This is a genomic window from Bradyrhizobium sp. USDA 10063, from assembly GCF_054063735.1.
In genome coordinates, this window is sequence record NZ_JBSSGP010000002.1 from 8,420,686 (window position 1) to 8,436,729 (window position 16,044).

At 59.5% G+C, this 16,044-nt stretch carries 12 protein-coding genes and 7 pseudogenes; 8 read left to right on the forward strand and 11 right to left on the reverse strand.

Features of this window, described 5'->3' with window-relative positions:
- The first annotated feature begins 1,100 nt into the window (after positions 1 to 1,100).
- Positions 1,101 to 2,132, forward strand: coding sequence for a hypothetical protein (locus ACVJGD_RS41410; RefSeq protein WP_456639492.1), 1,032 nt, complete (start codon positions 1,101 to 1,103; stop codon positions 2,130 to 2,132).
- Positions 2,133 to 2,698: 566 nt separating this feature from the next.
- Here the strand turns inward: ACVJGD_RS41410 and ACVJGD_RS41415 are convergent.
- Together ACVJGD_RS41415 and ACVJGD_RS41420 are read right to left on the reverse strand one after the other, a co-directional pair.
- The gene (locus tag ACVJGD_RS41415) at positions 2,699 to 3,361 is read right to left on the reverse strand and encodes a hypothetical protein (RefSeq protein ID WP_456640555.1); all 663 of its coding nucleotides are present in this window, start codon (positions 3,359 to 3,361) and stop codon (positions 2,699 to 2,701) included.
- Between the two features lie 60 nt (positions 3,362 to 3,421).
- Complete coding sequence (locus tag ACVJGD_RS41420; protein ID WP_456640556.1) at positions 3,422 to 4,171, reverse strand: hypothetical protein; 750 nt, start codon at positions 4,169 to 4,171, stop codon at positions 3,422 to 3,424.
- Positions 4,172 to 5,184: 1,013 nt separating this feature from the next.
- Between ACVJGD_RS41420 and ACVJGD_RS41425 the strand changes: the two genes are divergently transcribed.
- Complete coding sequence (locus ACVJGD_RS41425; RefSeq protein WP_456639493.1) at positions 5,185 to 6,204, forward strand: IS110 family RNA-guided transposase; 1,020 nt, start codon at positions 5,185 to 5,187, stop codon at positions 6,202 to 6,204.
- Between the two features lie 195 nt (positions 6,205 to 6,399).
- Positions 6,400 to 6,734 (forward strand): annotated as a pseudogene (locus ACVJGD_RS41430) (transposase); the annotation flags it as partial.
- On the opposite strand, the gene ACVJGD_RS41435 reads toward ACVJGD_RS41430, so the two are convergent.
- Genes ACVJGD_RS41435 through ACVJGD_RS41445 form a run of 3 tightly spaced genes read right to left on the reverse strand, consistent with a single transcriptional unit; the run spans position 6,695 to position 7,411 of the window.
- Complete coding sequence (locus tag ACVJGD_RS41435; RefSeq protein WP_456639494.1) at positions 6,695 to 6,865, reverse strand: hypothetical protein; 171 nt, start codon at positions 6,863 to 6,865, stop codon at positions 6,695 to 6,697. The pseudogene ACVJGD_RS41430 and the gene ACVJGD_RS41435 overlap by 40 nt on opposite strands.
- Before the next feature lie 5 nt (positions 6,866 to 6,870).
- Positions 6,871 to 7,185, reverse strand: a complete 315-nt coding sequence (locus tag ACVJGD_RS41440) for a hypothetical protein (protein WP_456639495.1) — start codon at positions 7,183 to 7,185, stop codon at positions 6,871 to 6,873.
- Positions 7,175 to 7,411: a hypothetical protein gene (locus ACVJGD_RS41445; protein WP_456639496.1), complete on the reverse strand. Its 237-nt coding sequence runs from the start codon at positions 7,409 to 7,411 to the stop codon at positions 7,175 to 7,177. The genes ACVJGD_RS41440 and ACVJGD_RS41445 overlap by 11 nt, the downstream gene beginning before the upstream one ends.
- A 359-nt stretch (positions 7,412 to 7,770) precedes the next feature.
- Between ACVJGD_RS41445 and ACVJGD_RS41450 the strand changes: the two are divergent.
- From ACVJGD_RS41450 to ACVJGD_RS41465, 4 genes and pseudogenes are all read left to right on the forward strand, one after another.
- Positions 7,771 to 7,950 (forward strand): annotated as a pseudogene (locus ACVJGD_RS41450) (IS3 family transposase); the annotation flags it as partial.
- 89 nt (positions 7,951 to 8,039) lie between these two features.
- Positions 8,040 to 9,116 (forward strand): annotated as a pseudogene (locus tag ACVJGD_RS41455) (IS110 family RNA-guided transposase).
- A gap of 440 nt (positions 9,117 to 9,556) precedes the next feature.
- Positions 9,557 to 10,357, forward strand: a complete 801-nt coding sequence (locus tag ACVJGD_RS41460; RefSeq protein ID WP_456639497.1) for a glycosyl hydrolase — start codon at positions 9,557 to 9,559, stop codon at positions 10,355 to 10,357.
- Positions 10,358 to 10,438: 81 nt separating this feature from the next.
- Positions 10,439 to 10,986: pseudogene (locus ACVJGD_RS41465) on the forward strand (IS5 family transposase); the annotation flags it as partial.
- Between the two features lie 177 nt (positions 10,987 to 11,163).
- Here the strand turns inward: ACVJGD_RS41465 and ACVJGD_RS41470 are convergent.
- From ACVJGD_RS41470 to ACVJGD_RS41490, 5 genes and pseudogenes are all read right to left on the reverse strand, one after another.
- A pseudogene (locus tag ACVJGD_RS41470) lies at positions 11,164 to 11,628 on the reverse strand (transposase); the annotation flags it as partial.
- A gap of 83 nt (positions 11,629 to 11,711) precedes the next feature.
- The gene (gene tnpC / locus ACVJGD_RS41475) at positions 11,712 to 13,454 is read right to left on the reverse strand and encodes an IS66 family transposase (RefSeq protein ID WP_456632752.1); all 1,743 of its coding nucleotides are present in this window, start codon (positions 13,452 to 13,454) and stop codon (positions 11,712 to 11,714) included.
- A gap of 44 nt (positions 13,455 to 13,498) precedes the next feature.
- Positions 13,499 to 13,846 carry an IS66 family insertion sequence element accessory protein TnpB gene (gene tnpB / locus ACVJGD_RS41480; protein WP_456632751.1) on the reverse strand — a complete coding sequence of 116 codons (348 nt, stop codon included), beginning with the start codon at positions 13,844 to 13,846 and terminating at the stop codon, positions 13,499 to 13,501.
- A complete protein-coding gene (gene tnpA, locus ACVJGD_RS41485; RefSeq protein ID WP_456636252.1) occupies positions 13,843 to 14,265 on the reverse strand; it encodes an IS66-like element accessory protein TnpA in 423 nt (140 codons plus the stop codon). Before tnpA ends, tnpB begins: the two co-directional genes overlap by 4 nt.
- 32 nt (positions 14,266 to 14,297) lie before the next feature.
- Positions 14,298 to 15,062, reverse strand: a pseudogene (locus ACVJGD_RS41490) (IS701 family transposase); the annotation flags it as partial.
- A 129-nt stretch (positions 15,063 to 15,191) separates the two neighbouring features.
- Here ACVJGD_RS41490 and ACVJGD_RS41495 point away from each other — a divergent pair.
- Positions 15,192 to 15,422, forward strand: coding sequence for a hypothetical protein (locus ACVJGD_RS41495; RefSeq protein WP_456639498.1), 231 nt, complete (start codon positions 15,192 to 15,194; stop codon positions 15,420 to 15,422).
- Here ACVJGD_RS41495 and ACVJGD_RS41500 read toward each other — a convergent pair.
- A pseudogene (locus ACVJGD_RS41500) lies at positions 15,406 to 15,869 on the reverse strand (transposase); the annotation flags it as partial. The gene ACVJGD_RS41495 and the pseudogene ACVJGD_RS41500 sit on opposite strands and share 17 nt — an antisense overlap.
- Positions 15,870 to 16,044 lie beyond the last annotated feature (175 nt).

The following is a 16,044-nucleotide window of genomic DNA, read 5'->3' on the forward strand; positions in this document are numbered from 1 at the left end:
ACCGACGCTGTAGCCCCATCCAGCGCACCGGAGCAAGGGGAAGTCCGTTCGCGCGGATGCGTTCTCGCGACTGCGGTTTGGGCCGTTTTGCTGCCTACATTCCCGCCGCTATGACTAACGGCGGCGGAGCGATTGGATGTCGAACTTGGCTTTCTTTCTCGTTCGGCAACGGCGAGGCGAAGACAGCCAGCTTCGTCCTGTTGCAGCCGCAAAGGGTCGGCGCCGGCCCCCCGTCCAGCGCATAAAATTCCATGGACGACAGGCCTTCGGGAGAAGTGCCCGGGGAACATCAGGGAATCGCGCGGCGCGACCTTACGGGTTTGAGGCATTCGCAATTCTTGCTACCTGTCCGGAAGTGTTGGCACGACGGATTGTCGCAACATGTGTGTCGGAAATCCTACAATCTGACGCTGCGTGAGATTCAAGTCCCTTAGAGGGGTCGTTGCACAAATATCTTAAAAACTTCCAGGCCTCCTGAAGCAGCGACGATAGAAGAATTGGAGAAAAAGCACCGCAATGCCTCAAAGCAGGCATGCATCAAAGATCTCACGCGAGCCAGAGGTGGCCTTCACTGGCGCTCGGAACCACAGTCATTCTCAATTGGACGGAAGACGATCAGAGGCTGTTTCCCAGGCAAGGAAACGATATGGGTCGTGGTCGTCATCCCTATTCGGGACGTCCTCATTTTTGGGGAGTGCTCTTAAGCGTTTCGTCTTAAGTCGACGTCAAGCACCAGGACTGAGAGCGGGGGAAGTCCGATAGCCGCACGCTCTCCCACCACTGCGCGGGAAACACGCGGCAAACGCGCATGAGGGCCCGCCGCGGCGCTCGATACAGCGGATCATTCTCCCAACCTGTGCGCCGAGCGGCCACCGGCTCGATCTTCTCTGGCCACTTAGGTGTTTTTAGACGCGCCAAAGACGCGGGATTGCCCGGTGCACGCTGGTTCGCGGGATGTTCTCCTGCCCAGCGATGGCAGGCAAGCGGGGAGCGTCCGAAAAGTTTGGGCCTTGGTGGGCATTCCTTCCCTGACTCGTCAGCTTCTCGTAAGCGCCTTCGCGAAATATAGCTTGAAACAACCCATACTCGAGGAGAACAGAATGAATATCGATCCACGGAACACCACAGACGACCCCATTGAAGCTTGCGATTCTCCACGACAGCAGCAACAGCCAGGCGGCCTGAGCGCACAAACTGGCTCAACAGCACACTCGTCCGCGGATCAAGCGAACTTTGAACAGCAGCTAAGTGAGTTGCGGCCAATCCACCGAGTATCAGAGTCAGCTGCCGCTTTGACAGAGTCCGAGATTGGATCATCCTCGACTGTGACGAAGGGCAATGTGAAAGAATCCGCTATCCGGGAGGGCGAACGGTACCCAGCGTCGTCATTTGTTAAAGCGCGCGCCCAGCTTGTCGCAACGCTGGCCGGTGCGAACGCTGAAACGCTCAGGAACGAAATCGAGTCGGCTGAGCAGCGATCAGCACAGTGGTCAGCAGGGACCGGGTCTTCAGCCGACAGTGTCGACGGCGACCGCATTTTCGACGACGTGCTGGCATCGTCGTATTTAAAGCTGCGGCGTTTTCAGAACGAGGATAGCGATTGCAAGCCACGCGCGGAAGACGAGACGAGCGCAATATCGCATGTACGTAGCACGGCGCGGGAGCGTTCTTGCATTGGCGATCCTCTGGAACGATATCCTCTGGATCGGGCGCGCCAAGCTGGATGGCACATGCGCGGTCGGACCGAGTCTCCTTTTGTGTCATTGGTCGACGACGCCTCCAAACTGCTCATTTCGCGAGACCCTTGGGCGAGGGCAATCGCCAACAACGCCAGCACGCTGCACACCTACACGATACCGAGGGCCGCCATCTGGACGCCCGAAGCGATCATGAGCAGTATTGCGCTCGGGATGAACGTCGAAGATCACGACAACATTGATGCGGATGTGGAGCTCATGGCGTCGCTGGGCAGAACGCCAACCCGAGAGACGGAGCGCTTGTTTCTGGGCGGCAATCTGGATGACTATCGGACCGCCAGCGAACCGAATCCGTACAGGACGAGCGAATTGAATAGTGAGTCGTCCGGCAAGAGCCCGGGTTTCAGCTCGGGACGGGCTGAAGTCGGAGAATGAGCTGGACAAGGCTTTGGCGCAACAGGGGCTGCAGCCAGCGGAGGAGACGCTGGGAGTTGTAGCCGGCGGCGGCCAGGATGGGCATTGGCGGTATCGCCTTGGCGGTGCTAGAGATAGTTGCGGCATTCGGCTTGGACTTGAGATCGTCGATGACCGGTTCGAACGCCGAGCGGCGGCGCAGCTCGCGTTTTCATCCGCCGCTTCTGGCCTGAGGTGAACGCCCGTAATCGGGCGGCACATCGTGGCCGCGATAACCTTTGTGAAGAACCAGGCGCTCGACGATATCGCCAGTCAGCGTCTTCAGTTCCGGGATTACCGTCTTGAGTGTATGACCGTAGGGATCGCCGGGCAGCGCCTTTCACATGGGTCACATGGGTGACGAACTGACCGCCCTTGGCGTGCGCCAGCGGGGTGGCGACGGAGACCTTGACCACGAAACCACCTTGGCTAGCGGCCAATCCACCTCACCAACCGGCCGGGCATGTGGACGCGAGCGACCCGACTGAGCGTCGAAAAGCTCTCGTACCTCGGGAGCCGTCGACATGCGCGATCCAGCCTCAAGTGGATCACTGCGGCATCACGGTTAATTCGAGATCGCGGAGCATGATGTAATTCCGCTGGATCCACTGATGCAACTCGGAGGTTGGATCCTTCTCCTTGCGCAGATAGTCGGTGAACGAAAAACTCAATCGGTCGACGTAAGTTTTCAGAAACACCGGCAGCGCCGGCAAGTGCAGTACGCGGGTGCACTCCATGGCCTCGGGTAATTCGCCGCGCAGCGCGAATTCATTATGGACGGTAACCAGCGCCCTCGGTGGAATCTGCCGCCGCAGCATCTCAAAGCTGCGTGCGGAGACGCGGTCGGTACCCGCGACGAACAGGATGATCGGCGCGACATTGCGGCGCATCGCCTCCTTTATGAAGCCGATCTCTTTACACATTCTGAAGAACTCGTCGAAGGCATGGAAGCCGAGGTCGATCACCTTCGCCACCCGGTCGTGGAAGATAAGCGGGTCCATCAGCTGCATCTTGCCGTAGGTGTCGATCACGTCCGCGGTCTCAGTGATGCTAGGAAGGTAGTCGACCAGCGACGGCTCCTTTAGGTTGACGTCGAACGAGAGCGCCGTGCCGTTCTTCAACAGCAAGAACTCGCTCACGAGGCGAGCGATGAGGGTCTTACCGACCTGCGGGCTGGGAGAGCAGATGATGTAGATGGGCGTGGCTAACATCACCAGCAATATCACGCGGATTTCGTAAGCGGTTCAGCCCTTAGCTCGCCGAACGAGGCACTATTTTTCGCCGCCGCGGGTCACTGACTTGGCGCCGGCCAACTCCGTCAAGTTGATGCGGTCATACTCGTTCCAGACATTCGCAAGCCAGTGCCGGACATAGCCGCGCAGCACGAAGGAGTAGTTCGCAGCCTCGTCGTGCCGAGCTTTGTTTGCAACGAAGTCGACGAACGGAACGGAAGCGACTTCGACCTGCTCATAGGCCATCGCATTGAGCTTCGGGATGGTCAGCTCGGTCGCGTACTTGATCCGGTGAAAATAGGAGTTGTAGGTCGACTGGTCCCACTGGAAGAACTGGGTGTCGTTGATGAAGTTCTTGACCAGAAGGTACTTTGCACCACTCATGAAGTTGGCGGTCTCGGCGATCTCGTCCAGCGAAGCGATGGAGGGGCCCAAAATATGGAATACGGCAAAGGTGATCTGGCCGGACCGCGCAGCATCCAAAAAGCCGATGTCGCGCAAGGAGGCCAGCGCTGAGGACAGCAAGCCTGCGCGGGCGTCGATCACGGTGACAGATAGCCCTAAGTTCAGGGTGTCGAAAATCTTCATTTGGTCGGCAGTCGTCGTCATGTCGACAATCTCGGTGATATCGGGGTGAAAACGTTTCAGCGTTCCCCGCGGCGACTCCGTGTCGAATGCGCGTGTCTGCACGCTATTGGTGCTGAAATAGTCCAGAAGCGTTCGGGATACGGTCGTCTTGCCGACACCACCCTTGTCCGCGCCCACCACAATCACAACCGGCTTTGACATGAAATTCCCCTTCAGCACGTGCTGCCCGATCGCGAAGTGCGATCGGCAAATCGCGAACTCTGCTTTGGACTCGAACATGGCAGAAACAAGGGATAGTCCAATCTTTGCGGCGTCACCAATGCGATTGGCTGGAATTTCTCAATACAACCGTCAGGAGGGTGGGGATACGACAATGAAAAACGACTGCTGGCGCCGTTCCACGTCAGGTTTGCGACTTCGGACGAGAGTTCGCCGAAGAGCCTGCGCCAGGGAGATCTCTCTGCGATCGCCATCAGCTGTACTTCGTCGCCACGGAAACAGATGAAGCATAAACCAGCTTGAATCTCACGTAGCGTCAGGTTGCAGACTTGAAAGCGGTCACCAAGCTAAACCGCGCAGGCGTCAATGGCTGATCGGCAGATCGAACTCGATCGGCATCACCTGATAATTGTCAACTTCTCACTTGCGGGTGATGAACGCTCATTCGGCTACATCTTGTGCCGGTGTGGGAAGGTATCGCCCGCTGTTTGAATGACACTGAAACGAGCGAGGTCGCGACATGGCATGAAGCTATTGGATATTTGAAACGCTGGAATGTTGAGCGAATACCCGTAAGAGCACGATCAGAATCGCGACCGTCGCCTACCACAGACGAACAACTGCCTGCGGGCCAGCGCTAGTGACGGCATTACCCATAAATTTGCGAACTTCAGCAAATCGAACGAGACGCCCCACTCATTGTTGGACGTTCGCTGTAAGTATGTTCGAACTAGGCTCGTCATCAAAAGGATCGTTGCCACTGTCTCAGCCAGGCTGCTCTCATCCGAGTGACGGCAAACCCGGGCGCGGTGACCTTGCCCCACGGATTTAATCCAGGTTGAAGTGCGCTCTGGCCCAAGACAAGGACCAGAGCATGAAGCGCAGCCGCTTTTCGGAAGAAGATGGGGTATTCGGTCCCGATCGCCTGACCTATTTGCTGAGTACCCCGCTTTTGACTGACGATCATGGACCCATTCCATCAAAGGAGGAAAGTCATGATCTACGTCGGCCTGGATGTTTCCCTGAACTCCGTTGCAATATGCGCGGTCGATGAAACCGGACGGCTGTTTCAGGAGGGAACGACGTCGGCAGATGCGCCATCGATTCTACGGTACCTCGCACCATGGACTGGTCAGGTTGAGCGGGTGGGCCTGGAGGCAGGGCCGACCTCAGAATGGCTGACCGTGAATCTAATCGCACTGGGGCTGCCGGCCGTTAGTTTGGAAGCCCGCCAGGTCAAGGCAGCACTTTCAGCTATGCCAGTGAAGACCGATCGGAACGACGCGCGTGGGATCGCGCAGTTGGTGAGAACGGGCTGGTTCAAGCCGGTCCACATCAAGAGTATCGGGAGCCAAAGGGCGCGAACACTGGCAGCGGCTCGCAAGCATGTCATTCGCTCAATCGCTGCTGCAGAGCAAGTCATCAGAGGACTCCTGCGGCCTTTGGGCCTCAAAGTTGGGACCATCTCACGGAATCTGTTTGCGACGCGAGTACGCGAATTAGTCACCAATGACGTCATACTGCAGATGATCATCGATCCACTTATTGCCGCACGCGAAGCGCTGATGCGCGCATATCTCCGGCTGCATCGTCTTGTTCTGAAGACCGTGCGTAGCGACCCCGCGTGTCGACGCTTGATGACAATGCCCGGCATTGGACCAGTCTCTGCGCTGACCTTCCGATCCACCATCGATGATCCCAGAAGGTTCGTGCACTCTCAATCCGTGGGCGCCTATCTGGGTTTGACGCCCCGTCGATATCAATCGGGCGAGATTGATCGGATTGGGCGGATCACAAAAGTCGGAGACCCGGAGACGCGCACCGCCTTGTTCGAGGCCGCTAATGTCGTTCTCAGACCATCGACTCGATGGTCCCCGACGAAGGCTTGGGCCGTGTGGGTTGCACACCGGCAAGGGAGCAAGCGCGCGAAGGTCGCGTTGGCCAGAAAGATGGCTGTCGTCCTTCACCGAATGTGGGTCGATAGAACCGAATTCCGATGGACGGCGGCGGCGTAGAAGCGCCATTGCCCTCAGACGCCCGTCGCAGGGCGTTGGGATGGTCGAGTTCGTATGATCTGTCGTGGCGTCCCACCCCAAAGGTGGGCGACTACGCCGAAGAGCTTGAACCGACCATCCACCGAATCCCATCATGTGGCGGCTTTACCGACCACGAACAGAAGCAAGGTACCCGCGGCGCGTGTTCTAAGGGGCTTGACAGAAGCCGACCGAATACAGAAGCAGATCATCGGGATTTTGAAGGAGCACGAGGCCGGCGTCTCGGTCGCCGATCTGTGCCGCAAGCACGGCGTCAGCGACGCCAGCATCTACAAATGTAAAGCCAAGTTCGGCGGGATGGAGGTCTCGGAGGCCAAGCGGCTGAGGACGCTGGAGGATGAGAACACGCGACTGAAGCGGCTCTTGGCCGACGCTATGCTGGACAATGCGGCGTTGAATGATCTTCTGGAAAAGAAATGGTGACGCCCGCGGCTGAGCGGAAAGCTGTCACTCATCCGCGAGAGGCATTCGGGATGAGCGAACGGCGGGCGCGCTGGCGCAAGAGGTCAAGCTCGTACTCGTTCAGGCTGCCTTTCAGTCCAAGAAGCAGCCGGTCATTGCCATGCCTCGGAGCGTAAATCGCCTCCTGATCGACCAACACCGTGTCGACGACGCGGCACATCTCAATCAGCTGCTGCCAGTCCCGGCTATTGCGGGCGAAGCGCGAGACCCCCGCGCGCAGACCGCGCTGACCTTGCCGAGGCAGACCTCCGCCACCATCCGCTCAGAGCCCGTACGCTGAACGCCGCCAGCAGCCGAACGCCCAAGATCATCGTCGATCACCTCGATCTCGGACCAGCCCAGCGCCGTCAATCGCTCGCGCATGGCGTATTGCAGCGCGCTGCTCTCACGGTTGTGCAACACCTGATGGGCGGAGGACTGACGCACATAGAGGATCGCCTTGCGCTTCAGATGGTGAGGGCAAATCTTGTCAGCGATCATGACCGGCCTCCGCCTTTGCTGTCCCGGCAATGACGCGCGCGTGTTCCAGCATCAGCTGCGTCAATAAGCTGACCAGCGTCGCCTGCGCGTCCCTCGGCAGCTCCCGCCATGCTGGTGCACCGATGCTGCCGCCTGTGAGACTGTCGCCGAACAGGTCGATCTGATGCACATCGAACCGCCGGTTGTGCCGAGCCGCTTGCGCGGACGTCGCCGCCTTCCGTGCCATGGGCGTCTCCCCGATTCTGATCGCGAGAGGTTCCGCATGCGCTCGAAAGCGGCTCATTCGATGATGCTGAGGCGGTTTCACCGCCAAATCCAGTAGCCCTCACAACGAGCTCAGCGTTTCCAGGCTGACACAGGGCTCCGTCGTCAGTGCGTGACCGCGAGCGCACGAGGCGCGGTCAAACATCCACGAACGGATCTCCAGCCAGCGCGTCGATTCCGATCCGTCCAGCGTTCAGCGGAAAAAGCTGCCATCCGCCCTGTCGATCACAGCATGGACGAAGACTGCCTTCCCAGCCCAGGGATGAAACCGATAAAGAACTTCACGGCGAACGGTCTTGTGGGCGTTCTCAAACCTCGTTGTACATCGATGCACGACCACACTCGCGGCTCGGATGGAAGACGCCGTCCGAGTTCGCCATCACCTGCAACCCGCGCCGGGAGCTGGCGCTGCGCTATGCCGAGGGCTCCGCGCCAGCCCCCGTCGCTACCACCGCCCAACCGGGCAAATCCAACGACCGGGGCGAACTCAGAACTGGATAAAACTTGATGTGGTGGAACGGCCCGCTCCAACAGCATCAAAGTGCTAGAACGTGGTCGTTGTTCGAACGCCACAAAGGAGGGACCGTTCCATGAAGCAGGTTAGCACCGTCGGGTTGGATTTGGCCAAGCACGTTTTCCAAGTTCATGGCGCGGATGCCGAGGGCTCGCCTATGTTCAACCGGAAGCTTCGACGCAGCGAAGTCTTGCGTTTCTTCGAGAAGCTGCCGCCATGCCTGGTGGGGATGGAAGCCTGCGGTAGCGCCCACTAATGGGCGGCGCGCGAGATCGCAGCTCTCGGTCATGAGGTGCGGCTCATTCCGCCGGCTTATGTCAAACCGTTCGTCAAGCGAGGTAAAACGGATGCAGCGGACGCAGAGGCCATCAGCGAAGCGGTAACCCGAAAGACCATGCGCTTCGTTCCGATCAAGACGGCCGAGCAGCAGGCTGCCGCGATGGTGCTGAAGACCCGCGCCCTGCTGGTGCGGCAGCGAACGCAGGCAGTCAACGCCTTGCGCGCGCATCTGGCCGAATTGGGCATCATCGCCATCGCCGGCCTGGCAAAGATTGAGGCGCTGGTCGCGATCGTGCGGGACGAAACAGATGCTCGCCTGCCCGCCGCAGCACGCTTCGCTCTGATGGCTATTGCCGATGAGATCGAAGCTTCAGCCGACCAGATCGAGAGGCTCGAGCGCGCAATCGTCGTGGAGGCCAAGCGCGACGAGGACATGCGTCGGTTGACCACGATCCCTGGCGTCGGCGCCATTACGGCGGCGACCATCAAGGCGCTCGTGCCGGATCCCGGCGGGTTCAAGTCGGCTCGCCACTTTGCCGCCTGGCTTGGATTGACGCCGCGGTCTCATTCAAGCGGAGGCAAAGAGCGGCTGGGACGAATATCGAAGATGGGAAATCCGGAACTCCGCGCTCTCCTCGTCGTCGGGGCAACAGCCGTCTTGCGGGTCGCCCGAAACGACGCTCGGGCGCGGCCGTGGCTGAAGGCGCTCCTCGCCAGACGGCCCTTCAAGGTTGCAGCGGTCGCGCAGGCCAATAAGACGGCGCGGATCATCTGGGCGCTTCTGAACAAGGGCGGAACTTATCGGCGTCCCCGACCCACTGGCGATTACTGCGGTCGCCGCCTGATGGACGCAGTGACCGCCAAAACGATCTGACCGGCGCAGGCCGGCAGGGGGCAAGGTGCAACAACAGACGATGAACCCATGGGACGAAATCCCGAAACGAGTGAAGCTACTGCCTCCAATGCGCTCAAGCGCGTAAACTTGATTTAGCTCCTCGTTTTGCGGATCTCATCGAGGCCAGCGGCCATGTGCCGCGCGCAAAAGGCCGGACATATGACCGCACCGTTCCAATGTGTGAAATCGACTGAAAAAGCTCTTGCCACGCGGGCCGTTCCACATATCCACATATGGGGGCAAGGTCAGCGGATTCACCTTTTTCCTCGAGCTCGTCAGCTTCTCGAAAGCCAACCTTCCTAGCATCGAACTTGGTCTCTAGATGACGATGCCGCCTATGACTGAACTGGTCACGAACCGAGGTAACCCACTGGCGGATCTGCAAGGGACTTTGTTCTCATAACAGAAAGGAGAGCTTTATGGACTCCAATCGGATAAGCGGGAGCGGCTCGCCAGGGTCCCCAACGGGGTACGTCTGGACACAGGAGGATCATGATCCATTTGGGCAGGCCGTGAATGAAGCCGGGTCATCATCATCTGCCGCGCCTGTATCGGCAAAGGCGCCGATTTGGAGTTCGAGCGCTCCATACGGGAAGTTTTCACGCGATGGCTACTCTTGGAACAACGACGTATGGGGCGCAGGCGCTGGGCCTCAGACAATTTCGGTGGGTGCAGTCAATCGGTGGGGCGTGTGGTCGAACCAGCCTAATACTCCTGGCATCAAGAGCTATCCGCACGAGGCTTTCAATATCGGGAAACCGCTCAGTTCAATCAACACCCTGAGCTCGAGCTTCAATCAGGATGTTCCTACTAGCGGCGCCTGGGACGTCGCCTACGATATCTGGGACAGCTCAAACCAGTATGAGATAATGCTCTGGACAAACTACACCGGAAACTCGGACGGTAGCGGCAACGTTAAGCCCATTTCATATCATTATGCCTCTTCCGGGGCGGCGATCCCGGTCTACAGCAATGTCGATGTGGGCGGGGCGACTTGGAACGTGTTTGAAGGCTTCAATGGTCACAAGGTCATCTCATTGCTGCGCACTTCGAAGACCAACAGCGGGACAGTGGATATCAAGAGCATCCTGCAGTGGCTCAAGTCGAAGGGGTACTTTGGCGACATAAACGTCGGTAGCGTCCAATACGGCGTCGAGATCACCTCGTCCTCGGGGGGAATGAACTTCGATTTCAACAACTGGACCGTGAGCTCGAAGTGAAGATCCGCGGTCGGTGAGGTGATCTGCGCTTACGCCACTGAGCCACGCCGACTGACTGCCTCAGCTTGCCGCTTACGCATCAAGGGCGTTTGGTGGCGGATCTTCGAGGATGTCCGATGATCCGGACTTCGAATATCTGATCGTCGATTCCACCATCGCTCGGGCGCATCAGCACGCCGCCGGGGCGAAAAAAGGGGGTCTGAAGATCACGCGATCGGCCGCTCGCGCGGCGGCCTGAGCACCAAAATCCATATGGCCGTCCGTGGCTTGGGGGGCCCGGTGCGCTTTTGTGCGCTTTACCCTTACCGCAGGCCAGAAGGGCGATGCACCGCAAGCCGCGGCCTTGATCGAGGGGCTGCCTGCCGAGGTCGTCATGGCCGATACGGCCTATGACGCCGATCACCTGCGCCAAGCCATCGCCGCCAAAGGCGCTCGCCGTCATGCCCAACAACCCGTCACGCGCGCTCAAATATCCGCTCGACAAGCATCTCTATGCCCAGCGCCATCTCGTGGAATGCTGCTTCTCAAAACTCAAGCAGTTCCGCCGCGTCCCAACCCGCTTCGAAAGGACCGCCCGAAATTACCGAGCTGTCGTCACTCTCGCAGCCATCATCTTATGGCTTAGATAACTGTCCACACCACCTAGCACTACAGTTGCATTTTTGATTTGAGATGCGCCTTTCGGGCTGCGGCTTGATGGGCGCGTCGGAATGTGGACCATGCCAGGACGCGAGCGATTGGGATCCGGCGCTGCGCGAGCTTTAAGATGAGGCGTCGGATTTCCTGGACCGACCAGCGGATGAGTCTTACCGGTGCGTCGATTTCGTTTTTTTCGGCATGATCGCGTTCACCTGGGATCGGACGGTGGTCATGACGGCGTAAGCCAGCATGACCAGGGAGACATGCCGGTGCCAGCCGTGCCAAGAGCGACTTTCATTGTGGTCAAGACCGAGCTCGCCCTTTGTCGTCTCAAAACCTTCTTCGACACGCCATCGCGTTCCTTCAACACGAACGAGGCTCTCGATCGAGGTACCCTCGGGACACCATGTGGTGAAGTAGGAGAGTTCACCGTCGGCAAGGCCGCGTCGGATCATGAGCCCGCGGGTCCAGATGCCTGGAAGCTGCATGTCGTATTCGGCAGCGTCGAGATCGGCCAGTGGGCAATAGGCCCAATCGTAGAGACGTTCGCCCTTGGTGCCATGACCTGCCGACAGGCGCTTCCACTCTTGGTCGGGGAGCGCCTCGGCAATCTCCTTTGCTTCACCAGCCACGAGGTAATCCGTACGCATCAGAGGAAGGCCGCGTAACGGTCTCTCGCGCGAGCAGTCGTGACTGCGTTATGATGGAGGACAGTTCAGGCTGCGACGGGCCGCTGATCGGCGGGCTTTTCGACCTCGCGCAGCCTTTTCCATTCCCAGGGAAGCAGCTCGTGCAGGCGCGAAGCAGGCAGATCGGCGATGCGCGCGAGGATGTCGGCGAGCCAGGCTTGCGGGTCAACGTCATTGAGGCGTGCGGTTGTGATGAGTGTCAGCATGACGGCGGCACGGTCAGCACCGCGCTGAGAGCCGGCAAAGGTCCAGTTACGTCGTCCAAGAGCGATACCACGCAGCGCTCTTTCCGCCGCGTTGTTGGTCAGGCAGATTCTGCCGTCATCGAGGAAGCGGGCGAAGTCGGTCCAGCGCTTGAGCATGTAATCGATCGGCCCGCGGACCTCGGAGGCGCGAGAGAGAGTAGCGCGTTCCGTGGTCAACCACTCGTGCATCTCATCGAACAGCGGCTTGCTCTTTTGCTGTCGCACGGCAACTCGCTCGGCGGCGGTCAGGCCGTTGATCTCGCGCTCGATGGCGAAGAGTGCATCGAGGCGCTTGACGGCCTCCAGCGCCATCGGGGAGATCGGCTTGCCTTTCTTGCCCTCCCGCGCATTTTTTCCGATGTCGGCCAGCTCGAAGAACTTCCGTCTCGCATGCGCAAGGCAAAATCCCGGCGTGATCGGCAACACTTTTTTCTTCGGATCGAACAGTGGCTCGAAGCCGTTATAGCAATCCGCCTGCAGGATGCCGTTGAACAGCGCCAGATGTTTCTGCGGGTGCTCACCCCGCCGGTCGCCGGAGGCGTAATAGACCGCCGCCGGCGGCGCGGTGCCACCGAAGGGACGATCGTCACGCACGTAGGTCCAGATCCGTCCGGTCGTGCACTTGCTCTTCGCCAGAATGCGGATGGTGGTGTCGTCACCGTGAAGCCGCTCGGCGGCGAACACATGGCTCTTGATCAGCTCGAAGAGCGGCATGACGGCGAAGGTTCCGTAGCCGACCTGATCGGCCAGCGTTTGCGTCGACAGGTCGATCCCTTCGCACTTGAAGCGCGTGCTCTGACGATTGAGTGGCAGATGCTGGTTAAATTTATCGACGAGGATCATCGCCAACAGACTGGGACCGATGAAGCCGCGCGGCGTGGCGTGGAACGGCGCCGGCGGCTGCGTGATCGCCTCGCAATCCCGACAGGTGAACTTCTCGCGCACCGTCTCGATCAGCTTGTAACGGCGCGGGATCGCTTCCAATGTCCGGGTCACATCCTCGCCCAGCTTCGACAGCCGCGATCCGCCGCAGCAGGCGCAGGCGGCCGGGGGATCGATGACGACGCGCTCGCGTTCGATGTCATCCGGCCAGGGCTTGCGGATCGGTCGCTTGCGCGTGAAGGCGCGCACGGTCTGGGTTTTCGCCGCCGCGGCCTGTGCTGCGAGCTCATCCTCGGTCGCTGACGTCACCAGGTCTTCCAGCTGCAGCTCCAGCTGCTCGATCAGCCGTGCCGTGCGTTCGGAGCGCGGCCCGTGCAACTCTCGTTTCAGCTTCTCGATCGTGAGCTGCAGATGCGCGATCAACGCTTCGGTGTCGGACAGCTTCGCCTGCGCACTGGCGGCTTCGACCTGCCAATTGATGGCCTCGACCTGTACCTTGGCGGCTTGGGCCACGGCCGCATCGCGCTCAACCTCAACCTTCAGCCGCGCTTCGCGTTCAGCCCGCAACGATTCACGTTCGACCAGCAGTGCGGCCTGGGCGCTGGCAAGGTCCAAGGGAAGATCATCCGGCTTCAGACTCATGAAGCCAATGAATCATATTTGCTGGCAAGTTCAACCGCAAATCGCTATCCAACTCGCGTTGGACGCCACGTTTCTTGAGGATTGCGCCAGTCGATTCCGGACAAGAGATAGCTCAATTGCGCCGGAGAGATCGTCACTGCTTCGCCTGCCACCGAAGGCCAGACGAACCTTCCTCTCTCGAGTCTTTTTGTAAACAGACATGCCCCCTGGCCATCGTGCCAAATGACCTTCAAAAGATCGCCGCGCTTCCCCCTGAAGCAAAAAAGATTCCCGCCGAGCGGATTTTGCTTGAGCACTTCCTGCACGCGGAGAGCCAAACTCGGAAAGCCGCACCGCATGTCGGTGTAGCCGGTGGCAAGCCAGACACGAACGCCCGTCGGAATCGGGATCATCGCCCCTCCAGCACTCTCAAGACGCGCGACAAAGCGGCGGTATCGACATCCACGCCAACGATCAGACGAACACCGCTGCCGAGCACGATCTCCATCCGTCCAACAGTCTGCTCGCAGCGAGCGTCGTCACGGCTCCCTTCGCTTCTCGTTGGCTCCGGCTCAATCAGCGCCGCGACAAACCCGTAATCGCCATCTTTGGCGTTCAGCGCTGCAAGAGTGCCCTGCCGCGCCAGGCGTCGCCACCCGAACAGTTGACCAGGAAAAAGTCCGTGGCGGCGAGCAACGACAGAAACAGGATCGCCACAGCAATAACTCTCCTCCACAATCCGCTGCTTCGCTTCAATGCTGAACCGTCGGCGCCGTCCTGTGTCGACGATCTCCATAACTTTCGCATTATTGGCAGTCGATATGGTGTCCATACTGCCTGTAATCATGCGATAGCCAACCTCTGCAAGGCGGCCGCCCTCGGATGAGTACGGTAATCCGGGTGCCATGAGCCGAACCAGTGGTTGGCGTGGACGCCCAGCACGTAGCCTTTGCCGGCACGTCGTAGAGCGGTTTCGAGGTCTCCGACGCCATACACACTGTCGGCAGCCACCCAAGCGAAGGGGACGTCGGCCGCGATCGCCCTCTTGACCATGCTGACGGCCAACTGTGGCTTGGTGGCAAATGCCACCGTCTCCGGCACATGGGTTGCTTTCAATCGGGTGGAATCGGATGTCCAGGCTTTCGGCAGATAGAGCGCACGATCAATGAAGGCGTGACCCTTGACGGACACGTAGGAGGCGAACACGCCGATCTGGCAGTTGGTGATCTTGCCGGCAGAACCCGTGTATTGCCGCCCCACGCCGCACGAGGCCTTGCCCTGCTTGAGAAAGCCGGTCTCGTCGATCACCAGGACTGCGTTGTTGTCGCCCAGATGTTCGATGACATGATCACGAACGATATCGCGCAAGCCATCGGCATCCCAGCGCCCACGACCCAGTAACGCCTGCTGTCGCCACGGTCCGCTGTCGCCAGCTGCCTCGGCCCGCATCCAGCCTGTCTTGCGCGGCTCGTTGCCGAGCAACGCGTCGAGAAACTGGCCCGCCGAAGCGGCTACACGCTCCTGCGTGAACAAAGGTCGAATACGCTGCTTGGCCTCCCGCAATGAGGCCGCCCACAGCGACAGCATATCCTCAACCGAAGCACCACCATTCATCTGATCCAGAATCATGGTTGCCTATAGATTCAGAGCCCTCAGATAAATGCAACTGTAGTGCTAGCCTCCGAGGTCTCGTACCCGGTCACCTACCGCGGCCGCAATGGACGCTATGCCCGCTCGGGCGGCCATTTCGAGTTCACGATGAAAGTGAAGCCTGGCCCGCTGCTGCTGCAGGCCAGCTACTGGGGCGGCGAGAGTTTGCGCACATTCAATGCACCCGGCAAGTTTCTCGATGTCGATTACCCGCTGCCAGAGGTGCTGACCAGGGGCAAGAAGAGCGTGAAAGTGCGCTTCGTGCCCCATGACCACAGCTCGGCTGGACCTGTCTTCGGCCTCCGCCTGTTCACTGTCAAGGCTCCGGACGACAAGTGAGCGTGACCGAAGACGTATTGCTGAGATCTTGGCTGCGTAGCGCGCCGGCCTCATGCGCCACCCGCAGGCTCTCGGCCAGTAGCAGTTCCAGCTTGTCATCGAGCCGCTTGCGCCAGCGGCTCAGATCCAAGCGCTCGTGCGGGAATAAGTGTTGGAAGAACTCTTCGCCCGTGAGGTACTGAAAATACGGATTGTGGACCCAGCGCTCGCACGCGCCCTCATCGGACAGCCCATAAATGTGCTTGGCAACAGCAGCCCGATCATGAAGCGGGTTGCGGGACCCGGCCGGCCGTTCTCGCTATGGAGCGGCGCGATCGCGCTGTCGATCCAATCCCAATCGATCTTGCCGGCGAGCAGAACCAACTCGTGCTTCATATCGATGATCTGGTCCAGCCTGGCCCGGAACAGATCGCGTGATCCCGTCGTCGTGTACCTCTTCGGCCGCATCGCTCCTCCGATGCGGACAGGGAGGCATGCTTCATCCCCGAAGGGAATCTCGAAAGCGAAATTGCAAGGTTCCGACGCTCAAGGCCTCAAAACCTTGCAATTTCAAAACAGCCTGCAACAAGAATTGCGACTTTAACTCAGTCGCTTAGCCGTTCTTCACGGACGACTAAGTAGC